Below are 19831 nucleotides of genomic sequence, written 5' to 3'. Positions count from 1 at the left end.
CATAAACCTTACAGAAATGTAACAAGGGTGAGGCCGTAAAAAGCCACAACCGGTGCACTGCTTCATCCCGCATTCTGACAATGTGGCGGCATCAATAAGCCGCAAAGAGCAAAGGTACTTCTACCGAACAAGCTTCGCTGACAAATCCCCACTCACTTCCATCCTGCACACAAAAAAAGAGGATGAGCCACCCTCCTACCCATAAGGAAAGGCTGGGCAAAAGGTCAAAAAACAACCTGTTGGCCCAGCCCCTGTATTTGCCGTTAATCCTCCATTGTCGATAAGTCGCCTGTTGGAAGGTCAAGCTCCCAGGCTTTCAGGACACGACGCATAATTTTCCCACTTCTCGTCTTCGGTAATTTATCCCGGAACTCGATTTCGCGCGGTGCGGCGTGTGCCGCCAATCCTTTTTTGACAAAGTTCCGAATGTCTTCCTGCAGCTCATCGGTCACTTCATAGCCGTCACGCAATGCGACAAAGGCTTTAATAATTTCACCGCGGACCGGATCCGGTTTGCCGATAACCCCGGCTTCGGCTACAGCCGGATGCTCAACGAGCTTACTCTCGACTTCAAATGGACCGACTCGCTCGCCCGAGGTCATGATCACATCATCAATCCGTCCCTGGAACCAGAAGTACCCATCCTCATCCATATAAGCCGAATCGCCTGATACGTACCAGCCCTCAATTTCAAAATAGCTGTTATATTTTTCCTCATTGTTCCAGATCGCACGCATCATTGACGGCCAGCCTTTTTTAATCGCGAGATTCCCCATCCGATTCGGCGGGAGCTCATTGCCCTGATCGTCAATAATCGCCGCTTTGACACCCGGAATCGGTTTCCCCATTGATCCCGGACGAATGTCCATGGACGGGTAGTTACAAATTATCTGCGCTCCCGTTTCCGTCATCCACCACGTATCATGAATACGGAGGTCAAATACTTTCTTGCCCCAGCGAACGACTTCAGGATTAAGCGGCTCTCCTACACTTAGAATATGGCGCAAGGAGGACAGATTATAATTTTTCACGACTTCATCCCCGGCACTCATCAGCATCCGGAACGCGGTAGGCGCACTGTACCAGACCGAAACGCGGTAACGCTCCAATGTCTCGTACCAGTCCTGCGGGCTGAAGCGTCCGCCGCGCACGACATTTGTCGTACCGGTCAGCCACGGACCAAAAATACCATAGGCGGTCCCCGTCACCCAGCCCGGATCAGCGGTACACCAATAAATATCATCATCCTTAAGATCGAGCACCCATTTGGCGGTCTGGTAATGCTGGAGCATTGCGTTATGAACATGCAACACGCCTTTCGGCTTCCCGGTTGAACCAGAGGTATAATGAAGAATCAGGCCGTCTTCACGGTCCACCCATTCAATGTCGAGCTCATCGCTTGCCGCGTTCAAGCGCGTTAAGAAGTTTAAGTATGAACCATTCTCCTCATAGGCTTCATCAACAATTAAAATCGTTTCGAGCTTCGGCAGATCATCAACCGGAACACGCTCAAGCAATGTAGGCGTTGTAACTAATACTTTCGCCTCGCTATCCTCCAGCCGGTCACGTACCGCTCCTTCCATAAATGCTTCGAATAACGGCCCGACAATCGCCCCGAGCTTAATCGCGCCGAGCGTCGCAAAATAAAGCTCTGGCGAACGCGGCATAAAAATAAACACCCGGTCCCCTTTTTTCACGCCCGTTTCCCGCAGCACATTGCCGGCTTTATTGGAATACTGTTTCATTTCATTAAACGTATATTGTTCATCTCTGTTTTTATCGCTATAGTAAAGGGCGACTTTCTCTCCCTTCCCTTCCTCTGCGTGGCGATCAATCGCTTCATAAGCGAGGTTCAGCTTGCCAGTTTTACTCCAGGTGAACCGTTGTTCAACAGAGCTCCAATCAAAGGAAGCAGCCGTCTCTTCATAGTTAACGAGGTTGCTATTTTTGTTTTCAGATGGAAGCGCTTGCATTTTCATTACACATCTTCCTCTCTCTATGTATTTTCATAAACTATTATAATACAGATAGATCCTTTATTCAAATTAAAATTGTTCCACGGAAAAATCTATGAGAAAATAAGCTTATACCCTAGATAAAATAACGGGCAAATTGAGGTGGGGAAAACAGATCATGATTCACTCCAAAACCTATTATTGTGTAGAAGTTTTATTTGATGGGCGTCCTTTGCAAATTGAAGGTCCTGTTCCCGCCGGGGAGCTTGCAACTTACGACTTTCATCCAGGACTTGTCTCGTTTCGTCCGCCGCAGGAGCAAAAGGAAGCGCTCTTAGGCATCGCTGATTTACCGGAAGGTCGAATTAATATTATCCGCGACCAGCAAACGGTTGTCGGCTATGTCACTTTCGTCTATCCGGACCCGATGGAACGCTGGGCTGAAGGCAGGATGGAAAACCTGCTTGAGCTTGGCGCGATTGAAATTGCTCCCGATTACCGCGGGGCCCAGCTCGGAAAGAACTTACTGCGAATGTCGATGCTCGATGACGCGATGGAGGACTATATCATCATCACAACAGAATATTATTGGCATTGGGACTTAAAAGGAAGCGGCCTCGATGTATGGGAATACCGCAAAATGATGGAAAAAATGATGAACGCCGGCGGTCTGGAATGGTACGCGACTGATGATCCGGAGATCTGCTCCCATCCGGCAAATTGCCTTATGGCACGGATCGGCAAACGAATTTCCGCCGAGTCGTTACAGAAATTTGACCAGCTTCGCTTTCAAAACCGATTTATGTACTAGTACAACGAAAGAGGTGGTAATGGTATGCTTATTGAACAGATTATGACGCGGGACGTGATTACATTGGATGCTGATGCGACAATTAAAGAAGCGATGCGTCTGATCGAGCTTCATAAAATCAAACATATTCCAATCGTCGACGAGGATCACCATATTATCGGCATTGTCTCGGATCGTGATATTCGCGATGCAAGCCCCTCAATTTTCCATGCAACCGATCACCTGGAAGACTTTCATAAGCCTGTTTCCACTATTATGAAACGGGGCGTGATTACTGCCCACCCGCTCGATTTCGTCGAGGAAATCTCGAATATTTTTTACGAGCATCATATCGGCTGCCTACCGATTATCGATAGCGGCAGATTAGTCGGCCTGATTACCGAAAAAGATGTGCTCCACACCTTGGTTGAACTGATCGGTGCCAATCAGCCAAGCTCTCATATTGAGATTAAGGTCGAGAATATTACCGGGAAGCTGGCCGATATTGCCACCATCTTCAAGCTCAACAAGGTCAATATTACGAGCGTTCTTGTCTACCCGTACAAAGACCCGGCCTATAAAGTATTAACCTTTCGCGTTCAAACGATGGATCCGCGCCGCCTAATCGCTATTCTTGAGGAACAGGGCTACGAAGTCCTCTCGCCCGGCGAACCGAGGTTATCTTGATGAAGCATCAATCCGTATTTGTATTTTCAGACGAGCAGCAGGCATATCGCTTTAACGAAAAGCATCCTTTTAATCATTTGCGGCTTGCTCTAACCTATGATTTATTAAAGAAAAGCGGCGCCCTTTCTGATGACCAGATCATAAAACCGCGAATGGCAAGTGAAGATGAAATCGCTCTCATTCATGATCAGGCCTATATTGAGGCGGTAAAGGAAGCAAGTGAAGGCCGACTTGCGGAGTCTGTCGCCGGCAGCTATGGTCTTGGAACCGAGGATACGCCGATCTTTCCGCAGATGCATGAAGCTGCTTCCCTTCTCGTCGGCGGGACACTGACAGCCGTTGATCAAGTCATGAGCGGCTCCGCCTTACACGCGCTTCATCTCGGCGGAGGTCTGCATCATGGATTTAAAGGGAAAGCATCGGGATTTTGCATCTATAATGACAGCTCGATTGCGATTGAATACATGCGAAAGAAATACGGGGCCAGAGTGCTGTATGTCGACACTGACGCTCATCATGGCGACGGGGTTCAGTGGGCTTTTTACGATGATCCGGATGTTTGTACGTTAAGCATTCATGAAACCGGGCGCTACTTATTTCCGGGTACCGGGCAAGTGCATGAAAAAGGATCGGGAAAAGGATACGGCTTTTCGATTAATGTTCCGCTTGATGCGTTTACAGAGGATGATTCCTTTCTCGAAGTATATGAGGCATCCATCCGCGAAGTGGCCGACTTTTTCAAGCCGGATGTCATCGTAACGCAAAACGGAGCTGATGCCCACCATCTCGATCCGTTGACTCATCTATGCTCTTCCATCCGGACCTTTCATGAGATTCCAAGAATCGCTCACGACATCGCCCATGACTATTGCGGGGGAAAATGGATCGCTGTAGGCGGTGGTGGCTATGACATTTGGCGTGTCGTACCGCGTGCCTGGGCTTCGATTTGGCTTGAGATGACCGGCCAAACCGCGAAGCGTAGCGAACCTCTCGTCAAAGAGTGGTTACAAGCCTGGGAAAAGCAGGCTGATGTCGAACTGCCGTCCTCCTGGGATGATCCAGCCGACCTGATTCCAGTCATCCCGCGCAAACAGGAAATTACAGAGAAAAACCGAAAAACATTGGAAAAAGCGATTTTTCATATTCTCAATGAAAAAAAGCGATCGTCCTAGCCAAGTGCAAAGCAGAAACCTCGCACGACTAAAAAGCCAGAAGGAAAGTGATTTCTTTCCTCCTGGCTGGTGCAGAACGGAGCCCGCCTCATACTGGATCTCTATTCAGGACTGACCTGATTTAGAACGTTTGATTGTCTTCACTGTTCGGATCAGAAATGACAATGACGACGCGGCGGTTGGTCTGCAGGTTTTCAACCGATGTATTCGGTACGACCGGGCGCGTATCCCCATACCCCGTCGCTACAAAACGCTTCGGATCAAGATCATATGTATCGAGTAAATGGCGGATTACACTGCTCGCTCTCGCTCCGGACAGCTCCCAGTTTGACGGGTAGCGAAAAGTGGATATCGGCCGGCTGTCCGTATGCCCTTCAACCTTGACCATGTTTGGAATCGCTTCAAGTAATGTTCCGACCTTTTCTAAAAAAGGAAGCGCCTCCGGAAGAATATCAGCTTCAGCGGTTTCAAACAGCGTCCGTTCTTGCAGGACTAATACGACCCCGCGGTCATCTCTCGTTGCCGAGATCCCCTCGGTCAGATTGTTTTCCTCAAGGAAATTTTGGACTTCGGCCAGAAGAGCGTCCATATTCACTTCAGCCGTTTCAGCTCCGCTTTCCCCGAACTGTCCGTCCTCAAAAGGATCTTGCCTGTCCCCTTCACGCTCTTCGGCAGTGTTATCAAATTCAATCGCTGAAGGGAGAAACTCGAAAATTTGTCTTTGCTGAAAAGATTCAGCAATCGCGCGAAATTTCTGAGCATCGACAACAGACATCGAGAATAAGAGAATAAAGAATACGAGAATAAGAGTCATCATATCGGAAAAGGTGACCATCCATTTCGGTGCCCCCTTATCGACTTGCCGGCGCCTTCTACGCTTGATCATACTCATCACCTAAATCTTCTTCTTTTTGCTTCGTTTTCAAAATGAATGCACTCAGCTTTTCTTCAAGAATTTTAGGGTTTTGACCAGATTGCACGCCAATAACTCCTTCAATAATAATTTGCTTCACAAAAACTTCTTCATCAGTCTTGTTTACTAGTTTCGTAGCCATCGGCAAAAAGACAAGATTGGCCAGTACCGTTCCATATAACGTCGTTAAAAGGGCGACCGCCATGCTCGGCCCCAATGAACTCGGATCATTTAAATTTTGCAGCATCAGAACAAGCCCGACTAGTGTTCCGATCATCCCCCACGCCGGAGCATATTCTCCCGCTTTTTCGATGATGGCCCGCCCTTTACGGTGACGTTCTTCCATCGCCACGACCTCTGCCATCATAATATCCTTAATGACATCGGGCTCAATCCCGTCAACAGCAAGGAGCACTCCTTTTTTGATAAACGGATCATCCACATCATCAAGACCCGCTTCCAGCGCCAATAATCCTTCACGTCTTGCCTTTCCTGATAACTCGACAAATGTCTCGATCAATTCTTGCAAATCGTGATCTTCCGTCCGAAATGCTTCGCGCACAACTTTCGGCACTGCTTTCAGTTCCGCAAAGGAAAACGTGATCACAATTGCGGCAAACACTCCTCCAGCGACAATTAAAATAGAGGAAATTTGAATAAAGAAAATAAGTCCAGATGGTCCAGAGTTTGAAAAGACAGCCAATAGGAGCACGGAAACCCCTAAAACGAGTCCTATTGGCGTCAGCAAATCAAATTTTTTCATAGTCCTCTCCCTGCCTTACAATCTGCCGCTTACGCTTTCGTTGATTGACGATACTCAATACGGTGAGGGAGCTCCACAATGTGATCAAGCACTTCCTCTTTGTTCATATATTTTGTCAGCAATCTCATCGATACAGCACCAATATCGTAAATAGGCTGTACGACTGTCGTCAGCGTCGGGCGTACCATTACAGCTAATCGTGTATTATCAAAGCCGATCACTTCGAGGTCATCAGGAATGGAAATGCCATTATCCTGGGCAGCGTGAATAATGCCTAATGCCATTTCGTCTGTCGCAGCGAAGATTGCCGTCGGCTTTTCATTCAACTGCAAAAAGGAATGCATCGCTTCAAGGCCCGAATCATATGTATAATCTCCAATGACGACCAGCTCTTCATCGAACTCGATCCCGTTTTCCTCGAGCGCTTCCCGGTAACCGGCAAACTTCTGGTATCCGTTAATTGGATCATCGAGCGTTCCTGATAGCATCCCGATTCGTTGATGTCCTTTTTCAATCAGGCTGTTGATCGCATCATGAACTGCCTGCTTATAATCAATGTTGACAGATGGCAGTTCCTTGTTCGTATCAAGGGTCGCCGCCAGCACAACCGGAACAGGTGAACGCTTAAATTGCTCGACATGCTCTTCAGTAATCACACTGCCCATGAAGACAATCCCGTCAACCTGTTTCTCCAAAAGGGTGTTAATTAAATGAATTTCCTTTTCCTTGTTCTGATCGGAGTTACAAAGAATGATATTGTATTTATACATCGTTGCAATATCCTCAATCCCCCGGGCCAGCTCCGCAAAGAAAATGCTTGAAATATCGGGGATAATGACCCCTACAGTCGTCGTTTTTTTACTGGCGAGACCACGCGCCACCGCGTTCGGACGGTATCCTAACCGTTCAATCGCATCCAGAACCTTTTTACGAGTTGCCGGCTTGACATTCGGGTTTCCATTGACAACCCGCGATACCGTCGCCATAGACACACCCGCTTCTCGTGCTACATCGTATATTGTCGTATTCAAAAGTAATCCTCCTTCAGCGAACTTAATGTATTGTTATCATACGATACTATGAGGAGGTTCCGCAATGTCTTACACTACTTATATCGACCCGCTTATGAAAAATTTTCACAGCATTTTCAATTTCTTTTCAGAAAAGTAGACAGTCGACACTTCTTCTTCCTCCTCCGATGTCTATTCCCGCTTATTATTCTCCTGTTTGACAATAATCATGTGAGTTCATAAAAAAGAGGTGCAGCAAAAGGAAACAGGTCCTTTTTGCCGCACCCTGTACAGAGCCGTCAGTCCGCATTGCGATCTTTTTCAAGCATGCCGGACAGCCCTGAGGCAACCTTCTCGGCATATTACCCTTTATATAAGCCGGAAGCCTGCAATTCATCGATAAAAGCATGGAATTGCGGAATGTCCATTTGCTGTGCTGAATCGGATAAAGCGACAGCAGGATCCGGATGGACTTCGGCCATCACAGCATCAGCCCCAATTGCCAAGGCTGCCTTCGCTGCCGGAAGCAGCAGGTCACGCCGTCCGGTTGAATGTGTCACATCGACAAGAACCGGTAAATGCGTCTCCTGCTTTAAAATCGGCACAGCGGAAATATCCAGCGTATTGCGCGTCGCCGTCTCATATGTGCGAATACCGCGTTCACAAAGCATGAGGTTTGTATTTCCCTTCGAAACGACGTACTCAGCCGCATGAATGAACTCGGAAATCGTTGCCGATAAGCCGCGCTTTAATAAAACCGGCTTTTGAACAGAACCGGCGGCCTTCAGCAGTTCAAAGTTTTGCATGTTGCGGGCGCCGATTTGAATGACATCTAAATATTCCGCCCCGACCTCGACATCGGATGGACTGACGATTTCACTAATGACGACCATATCCAGCTCTTCTGCAACCTGCTTAAGGATTTTCAGCCCTTCGACTCCCAATCCTTGGAAATCATATGGAGAGGTCCGTGGTTTAAATGCTCCGCCGCGAAGCAAATGAATCCCGCGATCCTTTAACGCTTTCGCCACTGTTAACACCTGCTCGTAGCTTTCAACCGCACAAGGCCCCATTACTAACCGCTGCTGACCGTCTCCCATTTTCACCCCTTTGAGATCAACCACTGTGTCCTCAGGATGCTTCTTGCGGGAAACGAGCAAAGCTTTACTATTATCTTCTTCCTGCAGTTCAAGACTGGCCTTGAAGATTTGTTTGAAAATATGTTGAAGTGTTGATGTCTCAAACGGCCCTTTATTATTGGCCGCGATATGATCAAGCATGCTTCTCTCTCTGACAGGATCAAAGCGGTTCACGCCTTGTGTTCCCTTAATCTTTCCGATTTCCTGTACGAGGTGAGCTCTTTCATTAATCAATTCCAGAAGCTTAAGATTCACCTCATCTAACTCGGCTCTTAACTGATCTACTTTCTCGTTACTCACAACTCCCCACTCCCTTTTATCCTTTGGCTTCTTCTTGATTAGGTTTATTATAAAGGATGATTTTCAGAAAGTCACGAACTTTTTCTTTAATAATTAGACGCTTTTAAGCGTTAAAGTGTGATAATATATCTTTCTCTTACGTTCTCCTGCAAACTTTAGTAGAATAAAAGAAACATAAGTATGCCAAAAACTTTAAAAGAACGCAGGTGTTTGACATGATTACTGATCAATCTTCCCCTTTATTCGCGCTTGATATCGGTACTCGCTCTGTTGTCGGTCTTTTGTTACGCCCGGAAAATGGCTCATTTGCCTTACTTGACTCTGTCATTAAAGAACATGAGGAACGGGCGATGCTCGATGGACAAATTCATGATGTGCCTGCTGTTGCCAAAGTGATCGAGACGGTAAAACATCAGCTTGAAGAGCGGCACGGTCCACTGCGGAAAGTCTGTGTCGCCGCTGCCGGACGTTCCCTGAAAACAAAGCGGGCACGCTTTGAGATTGATATCTCGGCAAAGCCGATGTTCGACCGTGATGATGTCCTGCACCTTGAACTGAGTGCAGTCCAGCAGGCTCAATTTCAGCTGGCAAATGAAATCGTGGAAGCATCCACCATCGATTATTACTGTGTCGGTTATTCGGTCCTCGCCTATTCCCTTGATAACGAGCCGATCGGCAGCTTACTTGATCAGACAGGCAAGCTGGCAGCTGTCGAAGTGATCGCGACATTCCTGCCGAAGGTCGTCGTTGAATCGTTGCTCGCCGCCCTTGCCAGGGCAGAGTTAGAGCTTGAAGCTTTGACGTTAGAGCCGATCGCCGCGATAAATGTTCTGATTCCACCTTCGATGCGCCGTTTAAATGTCGCGCTCGTCGATATCGGCGCCGGGACTTCGGACATCGCCTTAACGGATGAAAATACCGTGATCGCCTACGGAATGGTGCCGGTTGCAGGTGATGAAATCACCGAGGCGATTAGCGACCATTATTTGCTCGACTTTCCTGATGCCGAACAGGTTAAACGGCAGCTTTCCACGCAGGAGAGCGTCGAGATCACCGATATTCTCGGCACAGAAATGTCGTATGCGAAAAAAGAGTTCATCGCTCCGATCAAAGGGAACATTCAGCATCTCGCCCGTTCGATCAGCGAAGAAATTATCCGTTTAAATGGAAGAACTCCGAAAGCCGTCATGCTCGTAGGAGGAGGAAGTTTGACTCCTCTTTTACCTTATTATGTCGCTGAGTATTTAGGGCTGCCTGAAAACCGAGTCGCCATTCGCGGCGCCGATGCGATTAAAGCCTTACAGACCAAGCCCGGTGAACCGTTCGGTCCGGAGCTGGTCACTCCGATCGGCATCGCGATCGCCGCTAAAGAAAATCCGATCCAATATATTAGTGTTACGGTAAACGGCCGGACTTTGCGCCTGTTCGATGTCAAAAAACTAACAGTGGGAGATGGGTTACTTGCTGCCGGAATTGACATCGCCCGTTTGTATGGCAAACCGGGCCTTGCACTGATGGTCACGGTTCAGGAGCAACTGATTTCAATCCCCGGTGAATATGGTGGTCCGCCACTTCTGCAAAAAAACGGCGAACCAACAACACTCGATTCTCCGCTGGAAGCCGGTGATCAAATTGTTGTCGAGCGGGGCCAGAATGGCAAGCAGGCAAAAGCGACAATCGCCGACCTGCTTGAGGATATTCCAACGTTATCGCTCGTAATCAATGGCGAAAAACGGGAAATCACAGCAACCATTTTGAAAAATGGAGCCGTCGCTTCAAAAGATGAATTCGTCAACGAACGCGACCAAATTACACTGCTCTCAAAACGAACAGTAAAAGAGATTCTGCAGCTGGAAAACATAGGTCCCCACAACTTTGAGCCGGTGACAATTATCGTTAATGGGGAACGCTGGTCGTTTCAGCCAAAACAGACGAAGCTTCTGCTTAATGGCAGACCAGTCCTGCCAGGCCATGAAGTGAAAAGCGGAGACGAGCTAAGCTGGGAGGTGGCAACGGAAAACCAACTAACCGTTGCGACATTTCTCAGGCAAAACGAGGTGGAGCCCGAAAAAAGCATCACAGTCTTCTATAATAACGACCCTGTGGAAATATCTAAAACGATTGTGGAGGTAAAGCGGGGCGACAGCTTGCTTGCACCGTCCGATGAGCTGCGCGCAAACGATCAGCTTCGGTTGTCGTTTAAAAAAGATGAGCCGTTTATTCTTCAGGATATATTCACCACTGTCGAAATCGACCTGGCTCATCTTTCAGGAAAGAAAGTAACTCTGCGAAAAAATGGCGAAGAAACCAGCTTTAACAGTCCATTAATAAATGGTGACCGGATTGAACTTCTAGTCGGCGAAAAGCTTTCTTTATTCCGTTCTTCTTAAAAAGGGAACATACGTGGCAAGGCCAAGCCCGTTGTGAGAATCCGACAACGGGCTTTTTGTTATGCTCAGTGCCTGCGCCTCATTATAAAAGGCCCTACCGAAGGTTTCCTCCGATAAGGCCCTGATGCAGAACGAAGCCACAATGAAAGCTTGACGTTACTTCGTTTGACTCGCTTCTTCTTCAATTTTCGCCTGGATTTCATCGACTTCCCTTTTGACTGTTTCCTTCACTTCCGCCTGTGCCTCGCCTACCTCGCCAGCCAACTCATCTGCGAGCTCTTTTGTTTCTTCAGCATCGGCTTTCACATTGGAGGTGACTTCCTTTACTTTATCGACTACCTGGGCAGACTGGTCGCTGACGACCTTAGCGATGGAAGCTGATTTTTCCTTTGCATAAGATGCCCATTCATTTCCTTTATCATAAGCGGTTGATGTCAGCTGTGTTGTCTTTTCTTTTGCCAATTGTGCCTGTTCGTTTAAATCATTGCGAAGCTCCTTACCCGATTTCGGTGCTAATAGCAACGCGGCTGATGCCCCTACAATTCCTCCGATTAAAGATCCAATAAGAAAGTCCTTCGTATTCATTTCACTCATTTGGTCTCCTCCTTACTAAGATTTACGTGCTGTTTCCTTTGCTTGAACTTCGTATATAAATCAATCACGACATTGCCCCATTGTACAGCCTGGGCAATATTTTCGGATTGCTTAACCGTTTGTTCGGATACTGTATTTGACACATGCCGCAGTGACTTATTCACTTGACCGACTGAGTCTCCAAGCTCCTTAAACGAAGCAAAGACAGTATTAAAGGATTCGGTTTTTCCTTTTATATCATCAGCTAATTGATTCGTGCGCTGAAGCAGTTCTTCTGTTTCCTTCGTAATGCCGTTAATCTGCTTTTCCAGCCCAGCCATTGTGTTAGCCACATGATCAAGGGTTTTATTAGCTGATTTTAATGTTTTAACAAGTGAAAAAACTAAAATAGCAAACGCTACTGCTACAATCAGCGCACTTATGTACAATAAACTTTCCAAACTAACTTCACCTCCCTGCTGTTGTAACACCTATATGTATACACATTTACCCATCTTTAATGAATTGTAAACATATGTCGTATGAAATAACTTCGCTAATCTCTTTAGTGAATCCTTCTTTCTCACCAAAGTTGTTAAAAATTCCGATTATGTTTACAATAAGTTACATAGTTACATAAAGGAGGCGTTCAGATGAGAGATCCACGTATTACTAAGCTGGCTCATAATTTAATTACATATTCAGTGAACTTGCAAGAGGGGGAGAAAGTATTAATTGAAAACTTCGGCCTGCAGCGTCAGCTCGTGACTGCCCTGGTGGAAGAAGCATATAAAGCCGGAGGGTACCCGTTTGTTTTATTAAAGGACCACCAAATTGACCGCTCTCTTTTGCTCGGCGCGTCGGAAGAGCAATTGGATTTGCTTGCTTCTTATGAGGCAAATGTTATGAAGGATATGGATGCCTATATCGGCTTACGGGCCGGAGATAACATTTCTGAATTAGCTGATGTCCCAAGCGATAAAATGACCCTTTACGGAAAGTCGGTCGGAACAAAAGTCCACCGGGAAATCCGTGTTCCGAAGACAAAGTGGGTTGTACTCCGCTATCCGAGCTCCTCAATGGCCCAGCTTGCCAATACAAGCACGGAAGCATTTGAAGATTTTTATTTTGATGTGTGCAACCTTGACTATAGTAAAATGGACAAAGCAATGGATGCGCTTGTTGCCTTGTTCGACCGTACCGATAAAGTCCAGATTAAAGGACCAGGAACCGACATTCAATTCTCTGTAAAAGACGTGCCGGCAATTAAATGCGCGGGCTTGCGCAATATCCCTGACGGCGAGGTATATACGGCCCCGGTACGCGACTCGGTAAACGGGACCATTACATATAATACACCTTCACCTTATCAAGGCTTTACGTTCGAAAGCATCAGCTTCACGTTTGAAAATGGAAAGATAGTGAACGCGTCAGCAAACGATTCAGACCGGATTAACAAAATTCTCGATACAGACGAAGGGGCCCGCTTTATCGGCGAGTTCGCCATCGGGGTCAACCCGTACATTCAGCACCCGATGAAGGACATCCTTTTTGACGAAAAAATTGACGGCAGCTTCCATTTCACTCCCGGCCAATGCTATGAGGAAGCCTCCAACGGCAACCATTCCGCAATTCACTGGGATATCGTCATGATCCAAAGACCCGAATACGGCGGCGGAGAGATCTATTTCGATGACGTCCTGATCCGCAAGGATGGCCGTTTCGTCATTCCTGAGCTTGACGCGTTAAACCCGGAGAATTTAAAATAACGTTCTCTGTTATCTAAAATCGCGTACGCATATTGCTTAGAGGCTGGAGCAAAAGGTAAAACAACCTTTTGCCCCAGCCTCTCGCTATTCAATGTTCCAACTTTGCATGACATTTTTAAATCAGCTGTGTCGACACTTTGTTTAATTGCCAGCTCTTTTTTAGGTCCATTGGTTCTTCCCTGAAAATCGCTTTGTCCATTTCTTTTAAATGAGGGGATATCACAGGCTTGAACGCCATTTGTGTTAAAATGTCTTTTTCCAGATCAATCCCTGGTGCAATTTCTGTTAACATTACCCCTTCTGCTGTTAAAACAAATACCGCTCTCTCCGTCACATACATTACCCGCTTTTCCCTCGCCGCGGCATACTGACCACTGAATGTAATTTGCTGAACTTCATTACTAAACTTCTTAAAGCGGCCCTCTTGTTCAATCACTAATTGACCGGCTTTACATGTTACCTGAAGTCCTCCTCCTGTAAAGGTAGTACAAAAGACAACCTTCTTTGCGGATTGCGTAATATCGATAAATCCTCCACTCCCAATATGTCTCCCTGCAAACTTGGATACATTCACATTTCCAGTTTGATCAACTTCAGCCGCTCCCATAAAAGTGATATCGACACCCGCCCCATGATAATAATCAAATAGATATTCATGGTCTAAAATAGCCGAGGCATTTCTTGCAATACCGAATGAATTGCCACCTATCGGCACTCCGCCTATAATACCGGATTCAAGCGTAAGCTTTAAATCTTCATTTATTCCTTCTTCACTTGTAATCGGTCCTATTACATCTCCTGGGATGCCAATTCCCAAGTTCACAACCGCTCCTTCGAACAATTCCTGGGCGGCCCGTCTGCCGATCATTTTTCTACTATCAAGCGGCGCCTGCTCGATTTCCTTGACCGGAGTCTTTATATCTCCCGTAAAAACAGGTGAATAAATAGTAAGCGGGGCCTGGCGGTGTTCCGTTTCCGGATTTTCCGCGACCACATATCCGTCAACCAAATAGCCTGGAACGACGACATCCTTCGGGTGGAAAGAGCCCTTCTTAGCCGTGTATTTCACCTGAGCAATCACTTTACCTCCATATGCCTTTGCTGCTTGCGCCGCCGATAATATTTCCAGCTTAATCGGCTCTTCTTCTGTCGTAATATTCCCTTCTTCGTCAATGCTCGTGCCACGGATAAACACGTAATCAAATGGGATCGCTGAATAAAATAGAAATTCCTCGTCATTAATATGAATGAGTTTTACTAAGTCTTCTTTTTCTTTTGTACGCTCGTTAAATTTGCCGCCTTCTATTCTCGGGTCGACAAAAGTCCCTAGGCCGATGGACGAAATATGCCCCGGCATTTTGTTTGCCATCGCGCGAAGCAGATGAGTCAGCTGACCCTGTGGCCAACAGTAGCACTCTACTTTATTTTGTTCAATCAGCTCGCGTGTTTTAGGTGCAAGCCCCCAATGCCCGCCAATGATTTTGGCAATCAGCCCTTCCTCTGCAATATGTTCAATCCCGTTGGTCCTCCCGGATTGCCCGGCAGTATGGTAAATCGTTAATTGATTTGGATGACCTGTCTCTTTAAATTGTTTCCTTAGCTCCTGCAAAATTTTATCGCATTGTCCCATGCCTCCAAAGCCTACCAGTGCAACGGTACAGCCATCTTTTATATGTTGAACAAGTTCAGCAGCCTGATATCGTTTCGCCATTTTGAACATCCTTTCACATATTGTTGACTTTTTCGCGTTCTATTCCTTTTGCCTGCAGCTTTCTCTTTCAATTAGAACCGGTTCTAAGTATAGCTGCGCAGGTTGATATTCATCTTTTTGCTGAATCGCACTTATTAACAATTCACACCCATTTCTTCCTATATCATAGGCCTTTGCATCAATGCTTGTTAAGGAAACCCTGAAGTCTTCTGCAAAAGGAATATTGTCAGAACCGATGACGGATACATCGTGCGGTATCCTATAACCGGCATCCTGCAGTGCTTTAATCGCTCCGAACGCCATAACGTCGCTCGCTGTAAAAATAGCGGACGGTATGTGTCCGCTTTTAATCAATGGTTGAATATCCTGATACGCTTTCTCCATTGAATATTCTGAACTGATCACCCTTTCAGAAGGCAAATAAATCCCCATTGAAGAAAGAGTATCGATAAATGCCTTTTCACGCTCCCAGCTATTTAAGCGATCACCACCGATAAAAGCAATATTTCGGTGACCAAGTTCAGTTAAATAAGTTGCGGCTAATTCGCCGACAAGGAAGCTGTTAATCCTTACTACCGTCCCTTCATATTGTTCAGGAGAGCGGTTGACCAGCACATGTTGCATCCCTATCTTATTTAGAAATGCCAGGCTTTGGGAATGTTGCTGATCGACTGTGCCAAGCACAATCCCGTCGACTCCCTGATCTACCATCGATTGAACGAGCTCATACTCTTTATCAGGATCGTCACCTGTCGTACAAAGAAGAACGTTATAACCGGCCGTAATAGCAGCGTCCTCGACTCCTTTTAACAGCCTCGGGTAAAACGGATTTGTAATCTCCGTCACAATTACACCGATCAAACCGGTTTCTTTCTTTTTTAAGCTTCTCGCTACTTTATTAGGACGGTAGCCAAGTTCTTCGATTGCCTTCTCTACTCTGTGCTTTAATGGCTCACTGACATATTTATTACGGTTTATAACCGCGGACACAGTGGCGATGGACACATTTGCTGCTTTTGCTACATCTTTAATCGTAACCATAGTGTGCACTCCTAGCGAAACGTTTAGCTGGAAAGGTGAAAAAAATTACTAAACGTTTTTCATTAATAGTAGCACGTGATCTTTACATTAGACAATAATGTGTAGCCGCCCGCAGAAAAGGGATTACGATTTTCTAAACTTTCGATAGTCAGCTTTCCTCTTTTCTTGAAATGCCCGCCTTCCCTCCGCCGCCTCTTCCGTTTGGATATACAAGGGCAGGCTCCCCATCGCCAATTGGGCAATCCCTTCTATATTTGCTGAGTCAGCATTAAATGAATACTTAATCATCTTCAGGGCCGTCGGACTTTTGTTGACAATTTTCTCTGCCCATTCGAGCGCTGCTTCCATCAATTGCTCTTCCGGCACTATTTTATTAACCAACCCCATTTCTTTCGCTTCTCTTGCATCATATTGTTCGCATAAATACCAGATTTCCCGGGCTTTCTTTTCACCGATAACCCTTGCCAAATATGCGGTCCCGTAACCTGCATCATAGCTTCCCACTTTAGGACCCGTTTGGCCGAAAACAGCCGTTTCCGCGGCGATGGTCAGGTCGCAAATGACATGCAATACATGCCCTCCGCCGATCGCATAGCCGTTAACCGCAGCAATCACGGGCTTGGGAATTTGGCGAATCATTTGATGCAGAGTTTGTATCTCTAACCCAAGCCCGCCGCCAAGTCCTCCTGCTCCATCATAGCCGGTTTCATTTTTCACTTTTTGATCACCGCCGCTGCAAAATGCCCGTTTGCCACTGCCAGTTAAAATGACGGCTCCAATGCCCTGATCGTCCCATGCCAGTTGAAACGCTTTGATAAGCTCTTTTACCGTCAACGCCCGAAATGCATTCAATACTTCCGGTCGGTTTATCGTGATAATTGCTATGTCATCCTTCTTTTCATAGAGTAGATCGTTAAAATTCATGCTGGCTCCCCCTGCGATTAAGTTATCTGTACGGCCGCCTGATTTTTTTCTTCCTTTAATTTGTTTCCATTCCCGTCATAGTTATAAAAGCCTCTGCCGGTTTTCCGTCCTAAATTACCGGACTCCACCATCTTCACAAGAAGTGGACAAGGACGATATTTCGAATCTTGAAATCCATCGTACAATCCCTGCATCGTTGCCAGGAGCGTTTCTAATCCGACAAAATCGGCTAACGTAATTGGCCCCATTTTATGATTCGCTCCCAGTTTCATTGCCGCATCTATATCCTCCGGGTCTACACCTTCCATAACAAGATAAATTGCTTCATTGACCATTGGAATGAGAAGGCGGTTCACGATGAAGCCAGGATAATCTTTACATTCAACAGCTGTTTTATTAATTTGACTGGAAAACTGCTTCATTTTCTGAACAGCTTCTGCTGAAGTCAAAAGCCCCGGTGTAATTTCCAGCAACTCCATCTTCGTTACCGGAAAAAAGAAATGCGCGCCGACGAACTGTTCAGGCCGCTTTGTTACTGCGGCCATTGCCGTAATAGATAATCCTGACGTATTTGAAGCAAAGACAGCTTCTTTTTTGGCGATTTGATCAATTTCGCGAAACACGCTTTTCTTCAATTCCAAGTTTTCCGGTACAGCTTCAATAATCAGATCAGCATCCTCTAAAGCTTGAATTTGACTGGTTGATGAAATTCGATTCATTACCTTTTCTTTTTCTTGCTTCGTTTTACGTCCTTTTTCAATGTCCCGATCCAGCAGTTTGTTGATTGATTGCATTCCCCTGATCAACTGGTCATCGGAAATATCCACCCATGTTACATCGTAACCGCCTTCTGCTGTTACTTGAACAATTCCTGCCCCCATTAAACCTGCTCCGATCACTCCAATTTTTTGCATGTTACTTCATCCCTTCCTCTATTAATTTATAAACATGCCTCCGTCAACTCTTAGGATTTCACCTGTGACGAATGGCGAATGGGCGATCAGACCGAAGGCGGCCTCTGCTACATCTTCTGGCGTTGCCATTCGTCCAAGCGGGGTTGCCTCACTTAATTCTTTCATTTGCTTTTCGTGCCCTTCAATCCATCTTGTCGCGACTACTCCGGGAGCAAGACTATTGACTCTTACTTCCGGAGCCAGCACTCGCGCTAAAGATTTTGTTATGCTGTTGGCTGCCGCTTTCGAAGCCGCATAACCGATTGAGCTGCCCAGCCCGGTTTGTCCTGCTACCGATGTTATATTTATGATGCAGCCCTTTTGCCTTCTTAACTGGTCGGAAGCCGCCCTACAGCAAAAGAACATTCCTTTAACATTTACACCCATCATATTGTCCCAATATTCAGACCTCATTCCCTGTAAATCATCATGCTCAACGAAATGAGTCGTGCCGGCATTATTTACTAAAATATCAATCTGACCAAATGCCGTAAGCGTTTCGTTTACGAGCTTCTCGGCCGTTCTTTCATCAGCGACAGAGCCTTGAACGACAATACACTTGACTCCCAGCTTCTCAATTTCCGCTTTTACTTCATCTGCTCTGTCTTTTGATGAGGAGTAATTGATTGTTATATTGACCCCTTCCATCGCAAGCCGAAGCGCTATCATTCTTCCAATTCCACTGCTCGATCCTGTTACAATCGCAACTTTGCCTTTCATTGCTCTCCCCCATTATTTGTCTCCTTTTATTTTTCATACTGTCCGCATTGGCGCCTAAGCAGCAGCGCTCACTTACTGGAGCTTGTCATCCTCCTTCAAAAAGTGAATTAACATTTGCTCCCGCTTTTGATTCATCTCTTTCGTAAAGGATTCGGTCCATACATAGAAACCTTCGCCTGTTTTCTGACCATATTTTCCTTCTTTCACCAATGCCCTTATCTCATCATAGGAGTGGTCCGCCTTTGACAAGTCAGTAAACAAATACTCTGAAATAGTGTCAAAAACATCTAACCCGCCCATATCCGCCGTTAAAAAAGGACCTGTTACTGGTAATCTTCTGCCGATGCTGTAAACAACAGCCGCGTCGATATCCTCCTTAGATGCCGCACCAAGCGCTAAGATGTGTTGAGCTTCGCGAAACAGGGCATATTGCAGCCGGTTCACAATAGAGCCTAAAATATCCTTCTTCACTTCAATTGGTTTTTTCTTCATAAAATGAAGTAATTGAAATGTTCTCTCCACTGTCTGATCAGATGTTCGTTGTCCTCTGATCACTTCAACTAACGGAATGAGATGAGCAGGATTCCAGAAATGAGTCACTACCGTCCTTTCCGCCTTGGTTGTTCTCAATGCTATCTCCGTCGGGCTCAAGCCTGACGTATTGCTGGCAAGAATCACTCCTTCTGCACATTTCTCGTCCAGTTTGTGAAATAAGTTTTGCTTCAAGGTAAGATTTTCAGGAATTGCTTCAATAATAAAAGTCGCATTCTCAATTGCTTCCTGCAGCGAGTCTGTATATCGAAGTCTATTCCGTACAGCTTCAGTTTCATCAGATTGGATCAGCCCTTCTGCTGTTAACACATTTAGTTTTTCCCTTACATTCTGTTGCGCCCTTTGTAAATCAAGTTCGTTGATTCCGTAAACCACGGGCGTCATTCCGGCCAGTGCGGCTGAAATGGCAATGGAATGCCCCATTGTCCCCGCTCCTAACACTGACAGCTCCTCCATATCATTCCCCTCC

The 19831-nt window shown here is 46.2% G+C and carries 18 protein-coding genes; 5 read left to right on the top strand and 13 right to left on the bottom strand.

The genetic code is table 11. From position 1 onward, the window contains the following. Positions 1-263: 263 nt before the first annotated feature. The gene (gene acsA, locus M3212_RS02360; RefSeq protein WP_251192340.1) at positions 264-1979 is read right to left on the bottom strand and encodes an acetate--CoA ligase; all 1716 of its coding nucleotides are present in this window, start codon (positions 1977-1979) and stop codon (positions 264-266) included. Between the two features lie 154 nt (positions 1980-2133). Here acsA and M3212_RS02355 point away from each other — a divergent pair, with 154 nt between their 5' ends. Genes M3212_RS02355 through M3212_RS02345 form a run of 3 tightly spaced genes read left to right on the top strand, consistent with a single transcriptional unit; the run spans position 2134 to position 4604 of the window. Further along, on the top strand, positions 2134-2766 hold the full coding sequence (locus M3212_RS02355; protein ID WP_251192339.1) for a GNAT family N-acetyltransferase: 633 nt from the start codon (positions 2134-2136) through the stop codon (positions 2764-2766). 24 nt (positions 2767-2790) lie between these two features. Next, positions 2791-3432, top strand: a complete 642-nt coding sequence (locus tag M3212_RS02350; protein ID WP_251192338.1) for an acetoin utilization AcuB family protein — start codon at positions 2791-2793, stop codon at positions 3430-3432. Further along, positions 3432-4604, top strand: a complete 1173-nt coding sequence (locus M3212_RS02345; RefSeq protein ID WP_251192337.1) for an acetoin utilization protein AcuC — start codon at positions 3432-3434, stop codon at positions 4602-4604. Before M3212_RS02350 ends, M3212_RS02345 begins: the two co-directional genes overlap by 1 nt. Before the next feature lie 121 nt (positions 4605-4725). Here M3212_RS02345 and motS read toward each other — a convergent pair whose 3' ends face one another. From motS to M3212_RS02325, 4 genes are all read right to left on the bottom strand, one after another. Next, positions 4726-5490: a flagellar motor protein MotS gene (motS, locus tag M3212_RS02340; RefSeq protein ID WP_251192577.1), complete on the bottom strand. Its 765-nt coding sequence runs from the start codon at positions 5488-5490 to the stop codon at positions 4726-4728. Continuing rightward, positions 5477-6280 (bottom strand): flagellar motor protein MotP, encoded by an 804-nt coding sequence (motP, locus tag M3212_RS02335; RefSeq protein ID WP_251192336.1) that lies wholly within the window; start codon positions 6278-6280, stop codon positions 5477-5479. Before motP ends, motS begins: the two co-directional genes overlap by 14 nt. A 29-nt stretch (positions 6281-6309) precedes the next feature. Continuing rightward, positions 6310-7311 (bottom strand): catabolite control protein A, encoded by a 1002-nt coding sequence (ccpA, locus tag M3212_RS02330; protein WP_251192335.1) that lies wholly within the window; start codon positions 7309-7311, stop codon positions 6310-6312. 341 nt (positions 7312-7652) lie between these two features. Continuing rightward, positions 7653-8729, bottom strand: a complete 1077-nt coding sequence (locus M3212_RS02325; protein ID WP_251192334.1) for a bifunctional 3-deoxy-7-phosphoheptulonate synthase/chorismate mutase — start codon at positions 8727-8729, stop codon at positions 7653-7655. 215 nt (positions 8730-8944) lie between these two features. Here M3212_RS02325 and M3212_RS02320 point away from each other — a divergent pair, with 215 nt between their 5' ends. Continuing rightward, a complete protein-coding gene (locus M3212_RS02320; protein ID WP_251192333.1) occupies positions 8945-11119 on the top strand; it encodes a cell division FtsA domain-containing protein in 2175 nt (724 codons plus the stop codon). Between the two features lie 156 nt (positions 11120-11275). Here the strand turns inward: M3212_RS02320 and M3212_RS02315 are convergent, their stop codons facing one another. Beyond that, the gene (locus tag M3212_RS02315; RefSeq protein ID WP_251192332.1) at positions 11276-11713 is read right to left on the bottom strand and encodes a YtxH domain-containing protein; all 438 of its coding nucleotides are present in this window, start codon (positions 11711-11713) and stop codon (positions 11276-11278) included. Then, positions 11710-12153: a DUF948 domain-containing protein gene (locus M3212_RS02310; RefSeq protein WP_251192331.1), complete on the bottom strand. Its 444-nt coding sequence runs from the start codon at positions 12151-12153 to the stop codon at positions 11710-11712. Before M3212_RS02310 ends, M3212_RS02315 begins: the two co-directional genes overlap by 4 nt. Before the next feature lie 192 nt (positions 12154-12345). On the opposite strand from M3212_RS02310, the gene M3212_RS02305 reads away from it, so the two are divergent. After that, positions 12346-13461: an aminopeptidase gene (locus tag M3212_RS02305; protein WP_251192330.1), complete on the top strand. Its 1116-nt coding sequence runs from the start codon at positions 12346-12348 to the stop codon at positions 13459-13461. Between the two features lie 115 nt (positions 13462-13576). Here M3212_RS02305 and M3212_RS02300 read toward each other — a convergent pair whose 3' ends face one another. The 6 genes from M3212_RS02300 to M3212_RS02275 all read right to left on the bottom strand — a co-directional run bounded on the left by M3212_RS02300 (position 13577) and on the right by M3212_RS02275 (position 19818). Beyond that, entirely contained in the window at positions 13577-15172 is a 1596-nt protein-coding gene (locus M3212_RS02300; protein ID WP_251192329.1) for an acyl CoA:acetate/3-ketoacid CoA transferase, read from the bottom strand. A gap of 39 nt (positions 15173-15211) precedes the next feature. After that, positions 15212-16213 (bottom strand): LacI family DNA-binding transcriptional regulator, encoded by a 1002-nt coding sequence (locus M3212_RS02295; RefSeq protein ID WP_251192328.1) that lies wholly within the window; start codon positions 16211-16213, stop codon positions 15212-15214. A gap of 123 nt (positions 16214-16336) precedes the next feature. Further along, a complete protein-coding gene (gene menB / locus M3212_RS02290; RefSeq protein WP_251192327.1) occupies positions 16337-17137 on the bottom strand; it encodes a 1,4-dihydroxy-2-naphthoyl-CoA synthase in 801 nt (266 codons plus the stop codon). 17 nt (positions 17138-17154) lie between these two features. Continuing rightward, a complete protein-coding gene (locus M3212_RS02285) occupies positions 17155-18051 on the bottom strand; it encodes a 3-hydroxyacyl-CoA dehydrogenase family protein (RefSeq protein ID WP_251192326.1) in 897 nt (298 codons plus the stop codon). 21 nt (positions 18052-18072) lie between these two features. Continuing rightward, a complete protein-coding gene (locus M3212_RS02280; protein ID WP_251192325.1) occupies positions 18073-18810 on the bottom strand; it encodes an SDR family NAD(P)-dependent oxidoreductase in 738 nt (245 codons plus the stop codon). 72 nt (positions 18811-18882) lie between these two features. Continuing rightward, entirely contained in the window at positions 18883-19818 is a 936-nt protein-coding gene (locus M3212_RS02275) for a 3-hydroxyacyl-CoA dehydrogenase family protein (RefSeq protein ID WP_251192324.1), read from the bottom strand. Positions 19819-19831: the final 13 nt, after the last annotated feature.

Origin of the sequence: Halalkalibacter oceani, assembly GCF_023715705.1 — a bacterium.
Taxonomy (GTDB): Bacteria; Bacillota; Bacilli; order Bacillales; family Bacillaceae_D; genus Halalkalibacter; species Halalkalibacter oceani_A.
This window is presented reverse-complemented; position numbering and strand designations above follow the sequence as displayed.